This is a genomic window from Niabella hirudinis, from assembly GCF_051201075.1.
Classification (GTDB): domain Bacteria; phylum Bacteroidota; class Bacteroidia; order Chitinophagales; family Chitinophagaceae; genus Niabella; species Niabella hirudinis.
Map to the genome: position 1 here is coordinate 167,571 of NZ_JBPEHJ010000003.1, position 21,076 is coordinate 188,646.

At 48.3% G+C, this 21,076-nt stretch carries 15 protein-coding genes; 7 read left to right on the forward strand and 8 right to left on the reverse strand.

The genetic code is table 11. The annotated features are described in order from the left end of the window. Window positions 1-8: 8 nt before the first annotated feature. Window positions 9-1,646 carry a SulP family inorganic anion transporter gene (locus GGU45_RS07270; protein ID WP_435223376.1) on the forward strand — a complete coding sequence of 546 codons (1,638 nt, stop codon included), beginning with the start codon at window positions 9-11 and terminating at the stop codon, window positions 1,644-1,646. Here the strand turns inward: GGU45_RS07270 and GGU45_RS07275 are convergent. Both GGU45_RS07275 and lysS read right to left on the reverse strand, forming a co-directional pair. Continuing rightward, complete coding sequence (locus GGU45_RS07275) at window positions 1,635-2,693, reverse strand: aminotransferase class V-fold PLP-dependent enzyme (protein WP_435223378.1); 1,059 nt, start codon at window positions 2,691-2,693, stop codon at window positions 1,635-1,637. The genes GGU45_RS07270 and GGU45_RS07275 overlap by 12 nt on opposite strands. A 95-nt stretch (window positions 2,694-2,788) precedes the next feature. After that, window positions 2,789-4,312 (reverse strand): lysine--tRNA ligase, encoded by a 1,524-nt coding sequence (lysS, locus tag GGU45_RS07280; RefSeq protein ID WP_435223380.1) that lies wholly within the window; start codon window positions 4,310-4,312, stop codon window positions 2,789-2,791. 253 nt (window positions 4,313-4,565) lie between these two features. On the opposite strand from lysS, the gene GGU45_RS07285 reads away from it, so the two are divergent. The 6 genes from GGU45_RS07285 to GGU45_RS07310 all read left to right on the forward strand — a co-directional run bounded on the left by GGU45_RS07285 (window position 4,566) and on the right by GGU45_RS07310 (window position 15,391). Then, window positions 4,566-5,744 (forward strand): Pycsar system effector family protein, encoded by a 1,179-nt coding sequence (locus tag GGU45_RS07285; RefSeq protein ID WP_435223382.1) that lies wholly within the window; start codon window positions 4,566-4,568, stop codon window positions 5,742-5,744. Between the two features lie 16 nt (window positions 5,745-5,760). After that, window positions 5,761-7,785 (forward strand): polyphosphate kinase 1, encoded by a 2,025-nt coding sequence (gene ppk1 / locus GGU45_RS07290; protein ID WP_435223384.1) that lies wholly within the window; start codon window positions 5,761-5,763, stop codon window positions 7,783-7,785. Then, the gene (locus tag GGU45_RS07295; protein ID WP_435223385.1) at window positions 7,778-8,614 is read left to right on the forward strand and encodes an SdiA-regulated domain-containing protein; all 837 of its coding nucleotides are present in this window, start codon (window positions 7,778-7,780) and stop codon (window positions 8,612-8,614) included. Before ppk1 ends, GGU45_RS07295 begins: the two co-directional genes overlap by 8 nt. A 114-nt stretch (window positions 8,615-8,728) precedes the next feature. After that, on the forward strand, window positions 8,729-12,328 hold the full coding sequence (locus tag GGU45_RS07300; RefSeq protein ID WP_435223387.1) for a BamA/TamA family outer membrane protein: 3,600 nt from the start codon (window positions 8,729-8,731) through the stop codon (window positions 12,326-12,328). 51 nt (window positions 12,329-12,379) lie between these two features. After that, a complete protein-coding gene (locus GGU45_RS07305; RefSeq protein WP_435223389.1) occupies window positions 12,380-14,686 on the forward strand; it encodes a GAF domain-containing protein in 2,307 nt (768 codons plus the stop codon). A 327-nt stretch (window positions 14,687-15,013) separates the two neighbouring features. Next, complete coding sequence (locus GGU45_RS07310; RefSeq protein ID WP_435223391.1) at window positions 15,014-15,391, forward strand: GxxExxY protein; 378 nt, start codon at window positions 15,014-15,016, stop codon at window positions 15,389-15,391. A gap of 364 nt (window positions 15,392-15,755) precedes the next feature. On the opposite strand, the gene GGU45_RS07315 is transcribed toward GGU45_RS07310, so the two are convergent. The 6 genes from GGU45_RS07315 to GGU45_RS07340 all read right to left on the reverse strand — a co-directional run bounded on the left by GGU45_RS07315 (window position 15,756) and on the right by GGU45_RS07340 (window position 20,963). Further along, window positions 15,756-16,088, reverse strand: a complete 333-nt coding sequence (locus GGU45_RS07315; RefSeq protein ID WP_435223392.1) for a phosphoribosylpyrophosphate synthetase — start codon at window positions 16,086-16,088, stop codon at window positions 15,756-15,758. 102 nt (window positions 16,089-16,190) lie between these two features. After that, complete coding sequence (locus GGU45_RS07320) at window positions 16,191-16,562, reverse strand: DoxX family protein (protein ID WP_435223394.1); 372 nt, start codon at window positions 16,560-16,562, stop codon at window positions 16,191-16,193. Between the two features lie 80 nt (window positions 16,563-16,642). Next, window positions 16,643-17,461: a sugar phosphate isomerase/epimerase family protein gene (locus GGU45_RS07325; protein ID WP_435223396.1), complete on the reverse strand. Its 819-nt coding sequence runs from the start codon at window positions 17,459-17,461 to the stop codon at window positions 16,643-16,645. 10 nt (window positions 17,462-17,471) lie between these two features. Next, the gene (locus GGU45_RS07330; protein WP_435223398.1) at window positions 17,472-18,749 is read right to left on the reverse strand and encodes a Gfo/Idh/MocA family protein; all 1,278 of its coding nucleotides are present in this window, start codon (window positions 18,747-18,749) and stop codon (window positions 17,472-17,474) included. A gap of 159 nt (window positions 18,750-18,908) precedes the next feature. Continuing rightward, on the reverse strand, window positions 18,909-20,255 hold the full coding sequence (locus GGU45_RS07335; protein ID WP_435223400.1) for a Gfo/Idh/MocA family protein: 1,347 nt from the start codon (window positions 20,253-20,255) through the stop codon (window positions 18,909-18,911). A 6-nt stretch (window positions 20,256-20,261) separates the two neighbouring features. Continuing rightward, window positions 20,262-20,963, reverse strand: a complete 702-nt coding sequence (locus tag GGU45_RS07340) for a 3-keto-disaccharide hydrolase (protein ID WP_435223402.1) — start codon at window positions 20,961-20,963, stop codon at window positions 20,262-20,264. Between the last annotated feature and the right edge of the window lie 113 nt (window positions 20,964-21,076).

A 21,076-nucleotide genomic window follows, 5' to 3' on the forward strand; every position in this document is an offset into this window, starting at 1 on the left:
AAAGAACCATGTTTACGCCGAAGCTTTTTACAACGCTAAAAGACTACAATCCACAGCAATTGGGCAAAGACCTGATGGCCGGTGTTATTGTAGGCATTGTAGCGTTGCCGCTGGCGATAGCATTTGCCATTGCCTCGGGTGTCTCTCCGGAAAAAGGGCTATATACCGCCATTATTGCGGGCTTTATCATCGCGGCCCTCGGCGGCAGCCGGGTGCAGATCGGCGGGCCTACCGGAGCTTTTATCGTTATTGTATATGGGATTGTACAAACCTATGACGTTAGCGGTTTGATCATAGCCACTTTTATGGCGGGTATTATGCTGATGTTGATGGGCTTTGCGCGCCTGGGCTCTGTAATAAAGTTTATCCCCTATCCGTTGATCACCGGTTTTACCAGCGGTATTGCGCTCATTATTTTCGCCTCACAGATAAAAGATCTCCTGGGGTTGCAGATGGGCGTTGTGCCGGCAGATTTCGTGGAAAAATGGATCGCTTATTTCAGGCATATTGGCTCTGTCAACTTTTACGCGATACTGATTGGGCTTGTTACGATACTACTCATCTGGCTTTCGCCAAAATTCATCAAAAATATACCAGGCTCATTACTTGCGCTGCTGCTTACTACAGCCGCCGTTCACCTTTTTCGCCTTCCGGTGGAAACGATAGGGTCCCGGTTTGGAAAAATTGCGTCAACGCTGCCCGCCCCGTCAATTCCGCCGTTGGATTATGAGACCATAAAAAACATGATACGGCCAGCGTTCACGATAGCCCTGCTGGGAGGTATTGAGTCGCTGCTGTCCGCAGTAGTAGCGGACGGCATGATCGGCGCCCGCCACAAATCCAATATGGAACTGGTGGCACAGGGAACCGCCAATGTTTTTTCTTCGGTATTTGGCGGTATTCCGGCTACCGGAGCTATTGCACGTACCGCCACCAATATTAAAAACGGGGGGCGCACACCCGTAGCCGGTATCGTACATGCGCTTACGCTGCTGATCATTATGCTTTTTGCCGGAAAATGGGCAACGCTGATACCGATGTCAACCTTAGCCGGGATATTAGTAGTGGTGGCTTACAATATGAGCGAATGGGAAAGCTTTGTTTCTGTGCTTAAAGGTCCTAAAAATGATCGTGTCATATTGCTGGCCACCTTCCTGCTCACCGTTTTTGTGGACCTGACGGTAGCTATAGAAATAGGAATGATACTGGCTGCATTTCTTTTTATGCGCCAGATGATCCGTAGCAGCAACGTGAGCCGGGGGTTGGTAGAAAACGAGGACGATGACATTGAAGAAACCATAACGCTTCCGCCGGGGATTGAGGTTTTTGAAATATCAGGGCCTTTATTTTTTGGTGCCGTTTATAAATTCAGGGACGCTATGAAGTTTATGGGCCATCCGCCAAAAGTATTGATCATCCGGATGCGTCAGGTGCCCATTATTGACGCTACGGGCATTAAGGCACTCCGTGAAATTCACAGAGATGCGCTGCGGCACGGAACCCGGCTCATACTATCAGAAATAAACAGCAACCAGGTTATTGAAGAATTGAGGGCAGCGCGGCTTCTTTTTGCCATAGGAAAGGCGAATGTAACGGCCAGTTTTGAAAAGGCCGTACAAAGAGGCGCTGATTGTTTAAAGGGATAAACAGGATACCAGCATTTGGATATCCGCCTCCGTATTGTAATAATGGATACTGATGCGGACCATACCGTTGCGGCCGGTGGTAACAATATTGTTTTGTGTTAAACGCTGGTGCAGGCCCCGCTCGTCTTTTAATACCAGGATGGAACAGCGGTTTTCCCAGGCCGCAGGCCCCACCAATGTTACCGGAAGGCCGGAGATATGATGCAGCAGTAGTTTTGCAAGCCCGGTATTGTGCGCTTCAATGTAAGCCAACCCGGTTTTGTTTTTTTCTTCAATAGCTTTGTTAAGAAGGGTGAAGCCCAACATATTCAAACTTCCGGGCTCATAGTTGGCGATACCCCGGTCAAAGCTAAAGCCGGTTTCCGTCATCCTAAGCGTGCCGCTGTTAAATCCGTTTATTTTGGCCGGATACCGCTGCGCAAAGGCGTCATTCATATATAAAATGCCGTTGCCAAAACCCGCATTCATCCATTTGTAATTGCTGGCTATTAGAACATCGGGCTGTATTTCGGGAATCTGAAGCTCCATCGCACCCAGGCTTTGGGTTGCATCAATAATGCTCAGCGCCTGGTGCTGCCGGCAGATGGAACAGAGGTCCCCCAGGTCCAGCCTGAACCCGCTATGCCATTGCACATGACTGATGGCAATAATATCTATTTGCTGTTTTTTAATGATCGATGCTATCTGGTTCAGATCAATGGTGAACCCATCGGTGTCATCGATCCAGACGATATTAAAGTTATTAATAACAAAGGGCGCGTAAACAGAGGGAAAATCTTTTTTGTACAGGAGTATCTTTTCCTGCCCGGTCAATGCCTGCACAATACTGTTTAGCGCGTGTGAAAAATTAGGAACCAGGGCAATATTGCCCGGAGCGGCGCCCATAAATGCCGCTACGTTCTTTTTTATTTGCAGCACTTCCACATCCCGCCAGTGTTCGGCGGCAGCGGAGCTATTTTGTTCAAACCCCTGGTACAATTGTGTGCCCGCAGCCGATACTGATGGCGGAATAAGGCCGCAGCCGGCAGTGTTGAGGTAAGATGTCATATCAAAGCCTTTCCTCCAAAGTTAGGAGATAAAAAGACAATTAAAAAAGCGCCCGCAACAGGCGCTTAAATAAATGGATCGGCTAGCCCATCTGTTTAGTCCATCTTCTCCGGCCGCATTTGCGGAAAGAATAACACATCCTGTATAGATGGCTGATTGGTCAGCAGCATCACCAGGCGATCTACTCCAAAGCCGATGCCGGAAGTAGGCGGCATGCCATATTCCAGTGCCCGTAAAAAATCGTAGTCGATATACATGGCTTCTTCATCGCCCCGCTCCAGCAGTTTAGCCTGCTCCTCAAAGCGGGCGCGCTGTTCTACAGGGTCATTAAGCTCAGAATAGGCGTTGGCTATTTCCTTTCCGTTGATCATCAGCTCAAAGCGCTCTACCAGGCCCGGTTTGCTGCGATGCTTCTTGGTAAGCGGGCTCATTTCTACCGGGTAATCAATAATAAATGTAGGCTGTATATAATGCGCTTCACATTTTGCGCCAAAGATCTCATCGATCAGCTTGCCCTTACCCATGGTTTTGTCTACATGAATATGCAGCTCGCCGCAAACGGCACGCAACCCTTCTTCATCCAGCGCGCTTACATCGTGACCTGTATGTTCTTTAATAGCATCATAAATGGATACGCGTTGGAACGGAGCTTTGAAAGAAATGGTTTTTTCCCCAACCGGAACATCCGTGCTACCGCAAACATCCAGGGCCGCTTTTTCCAGTAGCTTTTCGGTGGTTTCCATCATCCAGTAATAGTCTTTATAAGCCACATAGAACTCAAGGATGGTAAATTCCGGGTTGTGTGTGCGGTCCATCCCCTCGTTGCGGAAGTTGCGGCTGAATTCATATACCCAGTCGAACCCGCCCACGATCAGTCTTTTTAAATAGAGCTCATTGGCGATGCGCAGGTAAAAAGGTACATCCAGCGCATTATGGTGCGTTTTAAACGGGCGGGCAGCAGCGCCTCCGGGAATGGATTGCAGCACCGGCGTTTCTACTTCTAAGGCGCCCTCTTTGTTCAGGAACTCCCGGATGGAGTTCACCAACCGCGTGCGCTTCAGGAAGGTTTCCCGCACGGCCGGGTTAATGATCAGGTCGGCATAGCGCTGCCGGTATTTGAATTCCGGATCGGTAACTTCATCAAATACGTTTCCTTCCTCATCCCGCTTTACTACAGGCAGGGGCTTTAATGATTTTGCCAGCAGGGTAAGGGTTTGTGTATGGATCGAGGTCTCCCCGGTTTTAGTAATAAATACGAACCCGGTTACGCCGATAAAATCACCCAGGTCGAGCCCATGCTTTACCACGTTCTCCCAAAACGATTTATCCTCACCGGGGCAAAGCTCATCCCGTTTTACATAAAGCTGGATCAATCCCTGTTTGTCTTGTATCTTGATAAAAAAAACCTTGCCTTTGTCATTAATACTCATAATACGGCCGGCAACACATACCTGGGCAAAAGCTTCCTTGTTTTCCTCGGTAAACTGATCTTTTATATCGGCAGAAAAATGACTTACCGGAAACAAAGCTGCAGGATAGGGATCAATGCCTGCGTCTATCAGTTTTTGCAATTTTTCTCTTCTTATTTTTTCCTGTTCGGAAATGGTTTGTACACTCATGATACGGCTCCAGATTTTTATGAGCGGCAAAGATACTTTATCATTCCGGAATACTTCTTAATAGTTACGCTGCATTCATTTGAGCAATCTGCGGAAAACAATCGCCATTGTTATTTGATGCTTTACAGGCGGTCTTCTCAGCTATATTGTGGGTTTGAATGAGCAACGGACTTTTACAACACTGTCCTCCCTTTTTTTGAGCGCGGCATCGTATCTTTAACTACTATATCAGCGGTATATTTAAAAAAATAGAATGGAGTACACTGCCTTATTGCCCGATGTGGAGCATTATGTGAAGCAATACATTGCCGATCATGCTCAGCCCGGGTTGTATTATCACAACCTGGAGCATATTACCCACGCGGTTGCCGCAGCAAAACAAATTGCCGATCATTACCAGCTTCCGGAATCAGCGTATGCGATCGTTGTGGTTGCCGCCTGGATCCATGATCTGGGCTATTATGCCGGCGGGCGGGATGGACATGAGGAAACGGGTGCCCGCATGGCGGCCGGTTTTCTTGCTTCAAAAAATGCGGATCTCTCATTTATTAAAGCCGTTGAGGGTTGCATACGGGCCACAAAAATGCCGCAGGCGCCGGCCGGCCAGCTGGAGGCCATCGTGTGCGATGCCGATCTTTTTCACCTGGGAACCGCCGGTTTTGAGGCGTTTAACAAACGGATGCGAAAGGAAGAGGAAGCTGTTTTCCAGAAAAAGATCTCTAAGGAGGAGTGGCGCAGCAGCTCCATCCGGCTGCTGCAGCAACACCAGTATCAAACGGACTACTGCCGGTTGCTCTTAAATGATAAAAAACAGGAGAACCTGGAAAAGCTGCTCGCCAAACAGCAGGAAACAACCTTGCCGGCAGCGGATCATAATGCGGAGCCCGGCAAAAAGAACCCAAAGGATCCGGGCCGTGGTATCGAAACGATGTTCCGGATTACCTCTACCAACAACCAGCGGCTGAGTGATATGGCCGACAATAAAGCTCAGATCCTCATTACCGTAAACTCGATCATCCTTTCGGCGATCATTACGCTGTTGCTACGGAAACTGGATGCCGATGACCCCCTGGTTTACCCAACATTCCTGATCCTTGCCACAGCGGTGGTCACCATGGTAGTGGGCATCCTGGCCACCAGGCCCAGCCTGCCCAACGGCGTTTTTACACAGGGGGAAGTAGATTCAAAAAAAATAAACCTTCTGTTCTTCGGTAACTTTTACCGGATGCACCTGGATGAGTATGCCTCGGGTATGCGGAAGATCATGGGCGACAGGGACTTTCTGTATGATACGCTGATCAAGGATGTGTTTTCGCAGGGTGTGGTTTTGGGAAGGAAATACAAATTACTGCGACTGGCATACAATATTTTTATGTTCGGGATCATTTTTTCGGTGATCGGTTTTGTGATTGCCATGACTCTGAATGATTAACGGTCAATAATACCTGATGAAAATTTTGCAACAATGGAACGACCGTGATATCAGCTGGCTGCAGTTTAACGGCCGCGTGCTGGAAGAGGCTGCAGGACCGGAAGTTCCGTTGCTGGAACGGATCAATTTTTTGGCTATTTACTCCTCTAACCTCGATGAATTTTACCGGGTACGCATGCCGGTGATAAAAGCGATCGGAAAGCTGGAACCTGGCTCGGCCACGCAGATAACGGATGTGGTAAAAGAGCTGATCAACCAGCAACAGCAACGGTTTGGCGCCATCCTGGGGGAGCAGATCCTTCCCGCGCTCCGGCTTCAGAAGATCAATCTTGTGTATAACGAACCCCCGCCCGAAGGGATTCGCGCAATGCTGCAGGCCTGTTTTTTTGACCTGCTGGCCGCTTATATTGTGTTGGTTCCGCTAACGGCCGCGCAACCGGCATTTCTTGAAAACAACAAACTGTATATGCTGGCAGACCTGGAAGAGGATGCCCGCCGGAGCTGCTACCTTGTAAGCATTCCTTCAGACAAAACGCCCCGTTTTTTACATACCGTTTATGAAGGGATTACCTATGTGGTTTTTATCGATGATATCATCCGGATGCACCTGGGCCTGATTTTTAAAAATGCGGTGATAAAAGGCGCCTATAATATAAAAATTACCCGTGATGCGGAGCTGAACCTGCAGGATGAATATGAGGGTGACATTGCCGTAAAAATAGAAGAAGAGATCAGGAAACGGGATTTCGGTCTGGCCACCCGCCTTTTATACCCACCCGGTATGCCTCCGGAGCTATTGCATACCATTGTTGATACTTATGGACTACAGGGCGCCAACACCACCGCTGGCGGCTATTATCACAACCTGAAAGATTTTTTTTCATTCCCGGTAAAGCCGCCCGCACTGCTTTATCCTCCGGAGCCCCCTTTTTCGCTGGTATCAAAATGGACCTCCCTGTTTGAGCTTATTGCCCGTAAGGATTTTATCGTACACACACCCTACTGCTCCTACGATGCTGTATTACGGTTTTTTAATGAGGCAGCCATCAACCCGGAAGTGCGGGAGGTATATACGACCCTATACCGGGTGGCAAGGGATTCAAAGATTGCGAATGCGTTGATCACCGCTGCAAAAAACGGCAAAAAAGTAACCGCCTTCGTTGAACTCAAAGCCCGTTTTGATGAAGAAAACAATATCCGTTGGGCCAAAACCATGAAAGCGGCAGGTGTCAAAATCATTTACAGTATTCCCGGGCTTAAAGTACATGCTAAAGTAGCCCTGGTGCGGATCCATAGGGAGGGGCGGCTAAAGGATTTTGGCCTTTTCTCCACCGGTAATTTCAATGAGGCCTCCGCCCGGGTCTATACCGATCATATCCTGTTTACCGCAAGGCCGGAGCTGCTCCGGGAGCTCGAACTGCTTTTTATCTTCCTGGCAAAACGGCGTAAACCATTGCCGGAAGAACAATCGCTGTTTAACACACTGCTGGTAGCGCAGTTTAACCTGAAGCAGCAGTTCCTGCACCGGGTTGATGTGGAGATCAATAATGCGAAAAGAGGCCTTCCTGCCGGCATTACCATAAAATTAAATAACCTTGAGGAGGAGGCCATGATCTCCAAGCTCTACGAAGCCAGTTGCGCCGGGGTAACCGTCAACCTGATCATACGTGGTATCTGCCGGCTGGTGCCCGGTGTGGAAAACTTAAGCGGGCGGATTAAAGTAAAAAGGATCGTGGATCGTTATCTGGAACATGGGCGCCTCTTTTTGTTTGAGAATAACGGAGACCCGCAGCTGTACCTGGGATCGGCCGACTGGATGAACCGGAACCTGTACCGGAGGATCGAAGTTTGTTTTCCCGTGTACGATCCTGGGCTTAAAAAAGAGCTGATAACAATTCTGCAGATGCAGTGGGAAGATGAGGCCGCCGCGGTTTGGATCGGGGACGAAGCGCAGGGTATACCCTTACGGGGCAATAAAACTGCCTTCAGATCGCAGACGGCTATTTACCTTTACTTAAAAGAAAAATACGAAAATGAATAAGCTCGGTATGCTGTTCTTTACCCTTGCAGCAGTTGCCTGTATGGGTCAAAAGGAATATACAAGCCCGGCGGGATACGATCTTTCCCACCCATCCACCCTTGAACTGCCGGCCGTACTGGATGAAATTTCCGGTATCTCCTTTGCCGCCGAAAGCGATACGGTTTATGCCATCCAGGATGAGCGTGGTGTTGTTTTTCATTTCAAACCAGGGGATAAAAGACTGATAGCTGCAAAATTTGCCAAAAAGGGAGATTATGAGGATGTTTCCCTTTTTAATGATCAGCTGGTGGTGCTGCGCAGTGATGGCAGCCTGTACCTGTTTCCGGTGGCGGAAACCAACCAGGAGGAGGCCGCTCAGGTAAAAGAATGGAAAAAGATCCTGCCGGAAGGGGAGTATGAAGCGCTGTATGCCGACCCGGAAACCCATGAAATGGTAGTATTGTGTAAACAGTGTGCGGCCGATAAAAAAACGGGCAAGGTAACCGGGTATGTGCTGCAATGGGCCAATGATTCCCTTTTTATAAAAAACAACATTACGCTCGATGCATCCGCCTTCAGCAAGGGCTCTTCGGGATATAAAGGGGCTTTCAAGCCAAGCGCCATCGCCCGGAACCCCCGTAGCGGTCAGTGGTATATTTTATCATCTGTAAACAAAATGCTGGCGGTGGCAGATAAAAACTGGCAGATCACAGAAACGCATACCTTACGTCCCTCATTGTTTTCGCAACCGGAAGGAATGGCGTTTGATAAGGAGGGAAACCTGTTCATCAGCAATGAAAGAGGCGGCGCTGGTAATGCAACGCTCCTGAGGTTTGAACGTAAGTTATAGCCACACAAAAGACATCGCCCCTGAAGAATATTATTGGATGTTTTGGCGCACTTTGCGAGGTCCTGGCGTTCCTTGCGGTAAAATAGCTAAGAGCAAAAAAGAACAAATTGGTACATGTTTAAAAGAACCGTTATCTGCCTGGTATTGTTCCTGCCGCTGTATAAGATACAGGCCCAGGACACCCTCATCAGCCGCCTTATTTTTATTGGCGATGCCGGTGAGATCAATGCGCATCAATCCGATGTGATCGGGGCCGCCGCTGCACAGGTTCGGAAAAATAAAACAACGGTTTTTTTCCTGGGAGACAATATTTATCCCAGTGGAATGCCGCTGGAAAATGAGGTAAAAATCCGCGCTGCGCAAAAAATCCTGGAAGCGCAATATGAACCCGTGCTCCGCAGCGGCGCAAGCGTATTCTTTGTACCCGGTAATCACGACTGGGACCGGATGGGTAAAAAGGGGTATCAAAAAATCCTGGCCCAGGGAGCCTTTATTAACGGGCAAGGCAATCCTGGCCTGAAACTGGTACCCGGCGCAGGCTGCCCCGGACCCGTAGAACTCCCCATCTCCAACGAAATAACGGTGGTGGCCTTCGATAGCGAATGGTGGCTTTTTCAACACGATAAAAGCGCTGCTGATTGCGAATGCAGCACAAAAGAGGATTTCCTGGAAAAGCTTTCGGAGATCGTAAACCGTAACCGGGATAAAATGATCTTTCTTATTTGCCATCACCCATTTCAGAGCTATGGTGTGCATGGAGGGTACTATAATCTTAAAGACCATATTTTTCCGCTTACCAGCCTGAACAAAAACCTTTTAATACCGCTGCCGGTGGTAGGATCGCTGTATCCGCTGCTTCGCAGCAGCATTCCCAACCCGGAGGACCAGGGGCACCCGGACTATAAGGAAATGATTGCGCTTATCGACAGCGTGTTCAGCGGGCACCAGCAACTGATACATGTGGCTGGACATGAACACGGGCTGCAGTTCATAAAAGGAAAGCAAATCCAGGTTGTTAGCGGTGCCGGGGCAAAAAATGCCTATGTAAAAAAGGGCCGAAACAGCCTTTTTGCCAAAAAGAACAGCGGTTTTGTTGTGGCGGATCTTATGGCCGGAAACCAGCTGCAGATCCGTTATTATGCACAGGAAAAGGGAAGACTGCAGCAGGCATTTGTCTACGATCTGCCATTTATTTCGCTGCAGCAGCAACGCGCGCATGTACAGGACAATAAGCTGGCTGCAATGGATAGCGTGGTGGTGCGCACCAATGCTGCGCTGGATAAGCCGGGGCGCGGACACCGGGCCTGGTTTGGAGAAAATTTTCGTAAAGAGTGGGCTGCCGAAACAAAATTGCCGGTACTAAAGATCTCCGCTATAGAGGGCGGGCTCACCCCCTTAAAAGAAGGAGGCGGTTCTCAAACCAAATCACTGCGACTGGAGGATTCTTCCGGTAAAGAATGGGTGCTGCGCAATGTGAATAAAAATATGGAAATCCTGCTGCCGGAGGCCCTGCAACAGACTTTTGCCAAGGATGCTATTACCGATGCGCTAAGCGGGCAGCATCCTTTTTCGGCACTTATTGTACCGCCCATTGCCAATGCGGTGGGAGTGCCCCACGCCAATCCCATTATCGGAGTAGTGGCGCCGGATACCGCCTTACTGCCCTATGCAGAAAATTTCTTCAATAAGGTTTGCCTGCTGGAGGAGCGGGAGCCTCTTGGAAAATCGGACAACACCCCCAATATGTACAAGGCCCTGCTGAAGGATAATGATAATACGGTGGATACGGCTACCTATTTTAATGCCCGGCTGCTGGACCTGCTCATTGGCGACTGGGACCGGCATGAGGATCAGTGGCGTTGGGCCTACAATAAAAAGAAAAAGGATCATCGCTATATACCGGTGCCCCGCGACCGCGATCAGGTATTTCATGTGGTACAGGGGGTATTGCCCACCATCGCTTCGGGCCCTTCGCTGATGCCGCGGCTGCATGATTTTTCCGGAAGGATCAAAAAGATCAATGCTTATTTTATGGCGGGCCGGGGGCTCAACGGAAATTTCTTTAACCAGTATGATTATGACCAGTGGATGCAACGGGTACATGCGTTTACCGCAGCCGTTACAGATTCGGTGCTGGAGGCGGCCCTGCAGCGGCTGCCGGCCGCTTCTTACAACATCCGGCACGATAAATTGTTAAAGATCCTTAAAGAGCGGAGAAAAAATCTCCCGGAGGCAATGACAACCTATTATCGTTTTTATAGCAGGGTGGTAGATATCCAGACGTCTGACAAAAAGGAACTGGTACAGATAACGGATGCGGAAAACAAGGGCCTTGAAGTGCGCATCCATAAAATAAACAAGGAAGGTGCCGTTGCAGACCAGTTGTTTCAACGGGTTTTTTCGCCTGACGTTACCAAAGAGATCCGGTTGTATATTCATTCCGGTAAGGATAGTATAGTCATCAACAGCCACTCCGGAATCCGGCTTCGTATTATCGGCAACAATGATGAAAAGCAGTATAACGTCATCAGCGGAAGAAAAAATATAAGCGTATACGGGAAGAAGCAGGGGGTATCCTTTACGGGAGCCGCTGAACAGGTACGGAAACGGCTCTCAGACGACAGCAGCAATACTGCATACGTACCAACCGATCTTTATAACCGGTACTTTATCCACCCCAATCTCGGGTTCAACCGGGATGATGGCATCCTGCTGGGCGTTGGTGTAAAATTTGTAAACCAGGGCTTCCGGAAAAGGCCCTATGCCAACTCGCACCAGTTCTCTTATCTGCATTCATTTTCCTCCGGGGCCAATAGTTTTCGCTTTAAAAGCGATTGGCTGCACGCATTGGGCCGGGCCGATGTGGTTGTTGCCGGCAACCTACTGGCTCCTGATAATGTGCAGAATTTTTTTGGCCTCGGCAACCAGACGGAATATGATAAATTGAGGGGCGTGGGCTACTACAGGGCAAGGTTTACGCTTTTTGAAATAGCGCCTGGTCTGCGCTGGCGCTATGGTAAAACAAAAACCATTTCAGTGGCGCCTTTTTATCAGTTTTACAGGTACCACCGGGATGATAACCAGGGCAAGCTTATTGCAATGCCTTCACTGGTAGGCAGCTATGATAGTGCCCTTGTGGATAAAAGCAAAAGTTATACAGGGGTTATTTTGAATTATGAACTGGACGCAAGAGATGATAAAATGCTGCCGGCCTCCGGGGCTCTTTTCAATATAAAGCTCCGGGGCTTCAAAAGGCTTAATACTGCGGCAAGAGACTTTGTTCAATTGCAGGCAGGACTTTCTGTTTTTAAAAAACTGGAGGAAGGAGGAAATGTGGTGCTCTCCGACAGGGTCGGCGGGGGGGCCACCTTTGGTAATGCGCCCTTTTATCAATCCCTGTTTTTGGGTGGCCAGGAAAATCTTCTGGGGTACCGGAAATTCCGGTTTGCGGGAGCACAGCTATTGTTTAACAACCTGCAGCTGCGGATCCGGATAGCGGATATCGGGAGCTATATACTTCCCGGACAACTGGGCTTTTCGGGCTTTTTTGATGCCGGAAAGGTTTGGGCAAAAGGATATAACAGTAATAAAGTGCATACCGGGGTTGGGGGCGGCCTGTATTTCGTGCCGGCGCAAATGGCCGTAGTACAACTCCTGGCCGGCTACTCAAAAGAAGGCTGGTACCCCCATTTCAGTATTGGATTCAGATTTTAAACTACCATGCAAACCAAATTACTTGATTTAACAAAATGGCAGGCTGTCCGGATGGAAGGAATTGAAAATGTACTTTCATTTGGCCCGCTTATACAATACCTGAAAGAAAGGATTGACCGGGAAACGACTATAAAGAAACATTTCTTCGAATTTGTGCTCAACAAATTGCTGGCAAACCCCCACCTTAAAGAGGAGCTGACCGTGAACGAAATGGGATATTTCAAAGATGAACTGGAACTCATTTATTGCCTGGTGGAGCCGGCTTTTGCAGAGGAGGAAAAAACGATCTGGGCCATCAGCGTACCATTGGATCCGCTGGTGATCTGTGGTACAGATGCTTTTTATGAGATGATGCAGGGAGGCAATGACCTGCTGCACCGGTCGGTGATCCAGTCAACACAGGATAAGTCCGTGGTGCAGACAAGGATGGAGTTTGTTTATTCCGTGATCTTTGAAAAGCTGTACAACCAGAAAATCCCTGTTGGCAATGACGTGAGCTATGCGCTTTCCTTTTTGGAAAAAGGGCTGCCCCGCTATTTTAAAATAAATATTGATACCCGTTTTATAGAAGTGGTGGCCCGGGGTCCGCTACCGCCGTTAAACCTGATCGAATGGGCAAAGGATATAAGAGGAGAGGATTACGACTGGGGCCAGGGGATCAAACAACTGCCGCTTTCATTGTTCAGGTTCCGGGGGCTGGCCATTATTACGGTTACGGATATTACACAGGAGCAGGCGGTGGATAATATTAAAGAAATAGCGCTTAGCCGGCACGGGTTTGCCTTAAAAGAAGATACACAGCAGGTGATCCATTCGCTGAAAGTGCTGATGGGCAGTCCTGAAACAGAATTCGGACTGCTGCCCAATTTGCGGGTAAATAATAAACTGGTTTTTACCCTGGAAAGCGGAAACAACAGCATTCTGCTGCAACCGAATCATTGTATCGACAACGGCAAGAGTTTCCAGAAACTTGCAGAGGAATACCTCAATCATCCCAAACCGGTGCTTATTGATGACTCCGTGCAGGGAGAAGATCCCCGGCAGCTATTACAATTCCTGAATATGGCCGGTATCCAGGCCTATGCGTTATTTCCGATTTTTCATAGTAATGAAGTGGCCGGAGTGCTGGAGATTTATTCCTATAAGAAGGGGGTGCTGAATTTGCAGAGCCTGGTAAAACTGAAGGACGCATTACCGGTGATTGCACAGTTGCTCAAAAACGCTATTGACGAGTTCAACAATCACCTGGATAATATTGTAAAAGATAAATTTACAGCGTTGCAGCCGGCGGTACAGTGGAAGTTCAATGAAGCCGCCTGGAACTACCTGCGGGAGAACCGCCTGTCGAACCAAAAGCGCCCTATTGAGAAGATCGCGTTTAAAAGTGTGTTTCCATTATATGGAGCAATTGATATACGGAATTCGACTATTGCGCGTAATAAAGCGATGGCGGCAGATGCGGCCTTTCAGCTGGAACTTTTGATCAAACTGCTGGAGCGTATCCGGCAGCAGACCGGGCTGGTGCTGGTAGATGATATGATCGTAAAATGTAATAAATGGCTGTCCGGCATCCACGGGGACATCCGGGATTCAGAATACGGGAAACTGAATGAGTTCCTGGATAACAAGATCACCCCGTTTTTACAGGATCTGAATGAAAAGGATAGCACCCTTCAACCCCTTATCCGGCCTTACCTTGAAGAAACGGAGGCCAGTACCGGAAGAGCGCTCAATAATATAAGGGTATTTGACAATGCCCTGAAAATACTCAATAATACGATCAACGGCTCCCTGGAGCAGTTTAACAACGAGTTGCAGACCTTTTATCCGTATTATTTTGAAAAGTTCAGAACCGATGGTTTTGAGTTTGACATTTATGTGGGTCAGGACATTGCCCCACAAAGACCCTTCAGCAGGTACTACCTGCAAAACCTGCGCCTGCGGCAGCTGCAGGTGATGGCAGAAATTGCCCGGGCAACCCATGCGCTTTTACCAAAACTGGAGATACCGTTGCAAACGACGCAATTGATCTACATCCGATCGGCACCCATCGATATTGTTTTCAGGCAGGATGAGCACAAGTTTGATGTAGAAGGCAGTTACAACATCCGCTACCAGGTTATTAAAAAGAGGATCGATAAGGTGCGGATCCTGGGTTCAGACGAGCGGCTTACGCAGCCCGGGAAGATCGCGTTGGTATACCTGAATGAAAGCGAGGTCCGCGAGTACAGGGATTATATAGCCTATCTGCAGGATCAGCAGTTGCTGCTGGATGATCTTGAGGTGGTTGAGCTGGAAGAACTACAGGGAATAACCGGGCTGCGGGCGCTGCGGGTAGGGGTAAAGGTTGACGTTTAACCGCAAAGTTCGCCAGGAATCCGCAAAGCCCGCGGAGAATATTAGCCAAAGTGTTAGCGCCCCTCGCGTGGCCGTTGCGCTCCTTGCGGTAAAAAAATCTGCGGTAGACGCCAAACCGCAAAGTACGCAGAGGATCCGCAAAGCCCGCGGAGAATATTAGCCAAAGTCCTAGCGAACTTAGCGTGCCCCTTGCGTTCCTAGCGGTAAAAAATACTTCGGTAAGAAATCCTGCATCTTTTGCGTTTTTTAAATTACATTTACGATGCTGCGCGAGACCCACCATCGCATTAGCGCAAACCTATTTGTTTAACACTAAAATTGCAACCTATGACAGAAAATGAACTATCCCGAATTGTATTTGATGCGGCATTAAAAGTTCACCGGAATTTAGGACCAGGGTTATTGGAAAGTGCCTATGAAGCATGTTTGTTTTATGAGCTATGCAAAACCGGACTTTTTATACGAAAACAAGACGCATTGCCGCTCATTTATGAAGAAGTGAGGCTGGATGCGGGTTATCGCGTGGATCTGCTGATCGAAAATAGACTGATTGTGGAAGTAAAAGCCGTAGAAGCGCTAAATGATATTCATCTGGCGCAGGTGCTTACATATTTAAAACTTTCGGGCTGTAAACTTGGACTATTGATCAATTTTAATGTAACGCTTATTAAAAATGGAATAAAAAGGATTGCGCATCATTTATGATCTGATGGGCATTTTATTCCTTTGGAATTTAACCGCAAAGTACGCAGAGGATCCGCCAAGCCCGCGAAGAATATTAGCCAAAGTGTTGGCGCCCCTCGTGTGGCCGTTGCGCTCCTTGCGGTAAAAAAATCTGCGGTAGACGTCAAACCGCAAAGTACGCAGAGGATCCGCCAAGCCCGCGAAGAATATTAGCCAAAGTCCTAGCGAACTTAGCGTGCCCCTTGCGCTCCTTGCGGTAAAAAACCCTGCGGTTAACACCTAACCGCAAAGTGCGCCAGGAATCCGCAAAGCACGCGGAGAATATTAGCCAAAGTGTTAGCGCCCCTCGCGTGCCCCTTGCGGTAAAAAACCTGCGGGTTAAACACTAACCCCTGTGCTGTTTCAAATGTGCTACCAGCTTGGATGAACGGTACCCGAAATCAGCGCCAAAGCTGTTGATCACCGTTCCCTTGATGTTGTGCTTTTGAGAAGAGATCGCAAATACAATGCTTTCATCTGCAGGATCCGTCATTCCTTCAAAACGGTAGATCTCATCAATCTCAAAATCTTCCGGTGACAGTTCAAGGGAATGCTGATTGCAGTAAAGGCAATCTTTATCTTCCATTGCCAGGAAGTCTTCTGTATATCCCCGGCGGCCCAGGTCATCCACTGCTTCACTCAATGTGTCGTAACTATAATGCGGTTTTTCGGTATTCATAACAAGGAGCTTTTGTATACCAAAGTTACTCCTTTTATACGTAGCCCTGAAATGCAATGCCGGCAGCAGGACTACGCAACTGCCTTTTGCTATACGGATACATTATTGCACCATCGGCAGATACTTTCTCCTGTTGTCGGTGATGATCCAGACCAGGATCACGGCCAGTACCAGGGCCACCGGTAAGCCGGAAGGATCCATTGTGGCATGATGCAGGCAGATGCCCGTCATGATCGGAAACAGGATCAATGCACCCAATGCCCGTGTTTTGGGAATGATCACCAGTATACTGCCCGTGGTTTCCATAGTTGCCAGCAGGGGCATCAGCCATTTGATTTTCATAAAGGCGCCAAATGCTTCCATTTGCCCCGGGGTAAGCTTGGGGGACGGCATATAATTAAAGAACTTGTTGAGGCCGGCATTGAGGAACATCAATGCAAACAGAGTAAAGACGATCTGTTTTACAATTTTCATTTTGCTGGTTTTAGAGGCTCAAAACTAAAATTGCCCGTCTGCAAAAAGAGCATACTACCGGCTGCTATAGTTAGTATACTCTAGTAAAGCTGCTCTCTCCTGATATAGTTAAAACTGGCGATCACGCGGTTCAATCCATCGGCGGCGGCCGAGGGCGTTTCTACAATTCCGTACAAAAACCCGGCCTGTTTTTTCAGCGGCTGCAGCGAATGAAAATCTACAATGCCATCGCCGGCATTTACGGGTGTTCCATCAGCGTTTACGTCCCGCAAATGCCATAGCGGAAAGCGACCGGGGTATCTGTTAAAAAGCGTCTCCGGGCTTTCACCAGCCTGTACTACCCAGCCGAGGTCCACTTCAAAAGCTACCAGCGCCGGATCGGTGTTTTTCAGTAGGATATCGACAGGGCGCTCACCCTGCAGGGGGGCAAATTCAAAATGATGATTATGATATCCGAAATGAATGCCGGCATTTTGGGCAATACTCCCAATATGATTATAACTTCTTGCGATCCGGTAATAGTCGTTTGCATTCCGGTTTTCATCGGGATGCATGTAGGTAACGAGGTAGGCAATAGGCATGGGCGAAAGATCGTTCAATATCTGTTCGATGCTATCCGCTGCAACAGGAGCGTGAACCCCGATGCATTGCATCCCGGTTGCTTCAATTTTTTGTTGAAAAACCCCGGGTTTTAACCCGAAGAGGGTGCCGCTCTTCAGATCATAGCCCGCTGCTTCTACATAGCGGTATCCCGTATCCGCAAGGGCTTTCAGCGTGGCATCAAAATTCCGGAACAGGTCATTTTTTACCGACCAGAGCTGAACGCCCAGGGGGATGGATGTGCTATTTAAAAAACCGGATCCCTGGGATCCGGTTTCTGAAAATGGTGCTGCTGTCATTTTACTACTGCTAAAATTTGTTGAAATCCCATTCACCCCGGTACGCGCGGCTGCGCATCATGTTGGCATAGGGATTGTCGAAAGCTTCTTTTGCGGGATCCCATTTCAGATCCTTTTGCAGTTCGTAAGCGATATTTACCGCATTGCAAACTGAAGCGGTCCGGTGCCCGACTTCCACATCACAAATCGGTTTGGAGCGTTTTTTAATAGCATTTACCCAATCCTGATAATGGTTATCGCTAAAGTACAAACGTTTATCACTGGTTTTGAATTTTAGCGATGCCAGGTTTTCGGGGTTGCTTCTTATAAATCCTCTGCTTACCTCTATCTTGCCCTTATCACCTATAAACTGGATGGCATTTCCACTGCCCCAGTTTTTATGATTGACTTTGATCCCGTTTGCGTAAACGAAGGACAATCCCTCTTTTGCGCCCGGCTCTTTTGGCGGAATAAATTTCACGGGTCCGGAATTGTCCATGCCCAATGCCCATTGTACAATATCAAACATGTGTGCGCCCCAATCGGTAATCAGGCCGCCGCCAAAGCCATAATATCCGCGCCACCAGGCCCAGTCTTTGGATTCCAGGGGCGGAGCAAGGATGGCATTGTACCCGCGAAACAGGGAAGGCCCTACCCAAAGATCCCAGTCCAATCCCTCGGGAACCGGTTCGGCAGGCAGGTCGCATTGCTTAACGGGTTCGCCTACAGAAACATTGATTTCACTCACCTTCCCGATGTATCCGTTGGAAACCAGTTCTGCTGCCTGCCGGAAATTAAAGGAAGAACGCTGCATGCTGCCGGTCTGGAACACGCGTTTGTATTTACGGGTGGCATTAACCATGGCGCGTCCTTCGGCAATGGTGAGCGCCAGTGGCTTTTCGCAATAAATATCCTTGCCGGCCCTGGCTGCGTCTATTGCAATTTGTGCATGCCAATGATCCGGAGTAGCAATTACGACTGCATCAATGTCTTTACGATCCAGCAGCTCCCTGTAATGTTTGTACCCTTTTACATCAGCAGCTACTTTTTTTTCATTGGCCTTCCGGGCCAGCCCCATAAAGTGTTCCAGCTTTTTTTCGTACACATCACAGGCGGCCAGCACCAATGTTTCCTTTGGCCCATTAATGGCATTCACCAGGCCATAAGACTGTTTCCCCGTTCCAATGTATCCCAGGTTGATGCGATCACTGGGCGCAACAAACCCGTTACCTCCCAAAACGGAGCGGGGAATAATGGTAAATGCTAATGCGCCTTTAGCAGTTTGGCCAATGAAGTTTCTTCTTTTCATACAATCTGTTGAATTTTTTAGATGAACAATCAACCGCGTTTCAAATATATAATATAAAATGAAACCGTGTCCATTTTCAAACGCGGCGTCTTTATGAATCAACCAAAGGGGCGGTTATTTTTTAGGAAGAGTTATTAATAAATCCTATAGCGGCCTTTATTAAAGTTTTGGTTCCCATCCGTTCTGGTAGGTCCGTTTCCAGAGTTTTTGAGCTTCCGCATCGTTGATAATATGCCCGTTCTTCGCATCAAGTTTAATATCCCGCCCTACACGCCAGGAGATATTTCCCAGCTGCATGGCCATAGTACTTTTATAACCGGCTTCCACATCGCAATTAGGTCGTCTGTTTTCCCTTATCGCATTAAGAAAATCGGCTACGTGCAGGTTATCAAGACCCAGGCTGGGGCTGGAAGTGTTCCTTCCATCCATTTGTGCTTCGCCGGAGCCGGGTTTTACTTCTTTTACCAGTTTCCCGTTCAGGTCGTACACCTTGTATGCATCGCCGCCGGTGTCCAGGCTTCCGTTTTCCCCATAAAAAATAACACCCCGGTCGCCACCCTCAATCTTTCGTCCATTGGAGCTCCGGTTTTCCCATAGCAGCATAACGCGTCCGGGGTATTCCAGCGTTACAATTTGTGTATCGGGTGTTTCCCAATCATCTTTATACTGGTAGCGCCCGCCCATTGAAGACACCCTGATGGGGAAGTCTACCCCCAATCCCCAGCGGGCCACATCCACCTCGTGCGTACCGTTGTTAAGGGCTTCCCCCGTACCCCAATGCCAGAACCAGTGCCAGTTGTAATGGATCAGGCCGTCTTTATAGGGCACACGGGGTGCCGGTCCCTGCCACAGGTCGTAATCCAGCCAGGAGGGCACTTCCGCCGGTTTTAAAAAATTGGTTTTACGGGTATTGGTGTACCAGGTTTTGGCCATGTATACCCGGCCGATAATGCCCTTATGCAATTGCTCAATACCCTGTGTAAGTATGGGGGCAGAACGGCGCTGGGCGCCCATCTGAACCACCTTTTTGTACTTGCGGGCTACAGCTACCGCCAGCTCTCCTTCATGAGGGTTATGGCTCAATGGCTTTTCTACATACACGTGTTTTCCTGCCTGGCAACCCATGATGGTTAACGGTGCATGCCAGTGATCGGGGGTGGCAATATAAATGGCATCAATATCCTTGTTTTGAAGTAGTTTGCGACAGTCTTTTTCCGTTTTGGGCGTTGTTTTCTGATTGCTTGTGCCCAGGGTCTTAATCGCTTTTGAAAAAGTACGGTTGTCTACATCACAAAGCCAGGATACTTCAGTGTTCTTTTGATTGGCAAAAACTTTTGCCATTCCGTTTCCTCTTCCGTTTATACCAATACAGGCTACAGAAATGCGGTCATTGGCGCCGATAATGTTCCGGTAGCTTTTGGCAGACATTCCCAATACGGAGGGACTGAGGCTGATCCCTACAGCCCCGAGGCTCATATTTTTAATAAAATCTCTTCTGCGGGTCATAAAAATTTATTTTAAAATTAAAAGTTTTATATTTTTAAAAGAAGCGGTTCCTCCATGTTCCTGCAGCAGGATCTTTCCTTTGTCAAAGGATCCAAAAGCGGGTAAGGTTTTACTAAATTTACTTTTACTAACGGAGCTTAAAAAATTTTCATCGCCACGGGTAAATTTGAGAATGCGTTTACCGTTTAGCCAGTGTTCTACGGATTTGCCTTTACATACAATTTTGATGGTATTCCATTGCCCGGGAGGGTTTACCTGTTTTTTGGAATTATCGGGCGCCATTACATCATAAAACGATCCGCAAAGATGGTTGTCCTTTTTATTGTCTTCTGCTTCGGCATCATCCAAGATCTGGTACTCAAACCCCAGGTTGCCGCCTGTAGCGTATTTCGTATAAAAGTACTTAACTCCGCTGTTGCAGGTTTTTTCAATAGTAAAATCCAGGGTCAGTATGAAGTTGCTGTATTCATTTTCTGTAACAATATCTCCACCGCCGCCACCGCTTTTTGTAGACAGGAGTCCGCCGCCAACCTGCCATCCTTTTGCTACGGGTTTCCCCTGTGTTGTGGTCCATCCGTTGGTTGTCTGGCCGTCGAAAAGCAGGATCCAGCCCTGTTTTTGTTCTGCCTTTGTAAGCGTGTTATCAGCCTTCTGGCAAAAAGCAGTGTGAACAAAAAGAAGAAAAAGCAATGTGTAACTGGTTTTCATTGTACTGATTATTTTAGTTTTTTAGTTTTAAACGGTTTAAAGTGTTCCGGTTGTGTTTGTCTGCTGCTGCAAACAGCAGCTCCGGACTTCCGCCAACGTTGCTGTTGTCCTGG

Bases quoted from the DNA above. Each gene is read 5' to 3' on its own strand.
- GGU45_RS07320 (WP_435223394.1), bottom strand. From the start codon at position 16,562: ATGAAAATTGTAAAACAGATCGTCTTTACTCTGTTTGCATTGATGTTC.
- GGU45_RS07275 (WP_435223378.1), bottom strand. From the start codon at position 2,693: ATGACATCTTACCTCAACACTGCCGGCTGCGGCCTTATTCCGCCATCA.
- GGU45_RS07325 (WP_435223396.1), bottom strand. From the start codon at position 17,461: ATGACAGCAGCACCATTTTCAGAAACCGGATCCCAGGGATCCGGTTTT.
- ppk1 (WP_435223384.1), top strand. From the start codon at position 5,761: ATGAAAATTTTGCAACAATGGAACGACCGTGATATCAGCTGGCTGCAG.
- GGU45_RS07295 (WP_435223385.1), top strand. From the start codon at position 7,778: ATGAATAAGCTCGGTATGCTGTTCTTTACCCTTGCAGCAGTTGCCTGT.
- GGU45_RS07340 (WP_435223402.1), bottom strand. From the start codon at position 20,963: ATGAAAACCAGTTACACATTGCTTTTTCTTCTTTTTGTTCACACTGCT.
- GGU45_RS07270 (WP_435223376.1), top strand. From the start codon at position 9: ATGTTTACGCCGAAGCTTTTTACAACGCTAAAAGACTACAATCCACAG.
- GGU45_RS07300 (WP_435223387.1), top strand. From the start codon at position 8,729: ATGTTTAAAAGAACCGTTATCTGCCTGGTATTGTTCCTGCCGCTGTAT.
- GGU45_RS07315 (WP_435223392.1), bottom strand. From the start codon at position 16,088: ATGAATACCGAAAAACCGCATTATAGTTACGACACATTGAGTGAAGCA.
- GGU45_RS07330 (WP_435223398.1), bottom strand. From the start codon at position 18,749: ATGAAAAGAAGAAACTTCATTGGCCAAACTGCTAAAGGCGCATTAGCA.
- lysS (WP_435223380.1), bottom strand. From the start codon at position 4,312: ATGAGTGTACAAACCATTTCCGAACAGGAAAAAATAAGAAGAGAAAAA.
- GGU45_RS07310 (WP_435223391.1), top strand. From the start codon at position 15,014: ATGACAGAAAATGAACTATCCCGAATTGTATTTGATGCGGCATTAAAA.
- GGU45_RS07285 (WP_435223382.1), top strand. From the start codon at position 4,566: ATGGAGTACACTGCCTTATTGCCCGATGTGGAGCATTATGTGAAGCAA.
- GGU45_RS07305 (WP_435223389.1), top strand. From the start codon at position 12,380: ATGGAAGGAATTGAAAATGTACTTTCATTTGGCCCGCTTATACAATAC.
- GGU45_RS07335 (WP_435223400.1), bottom strand. From the start codon at position 20,255: ATGACCCGCAGAAGAGATTTTATTAAAAATATGAGCCTCGGGGCTGTA.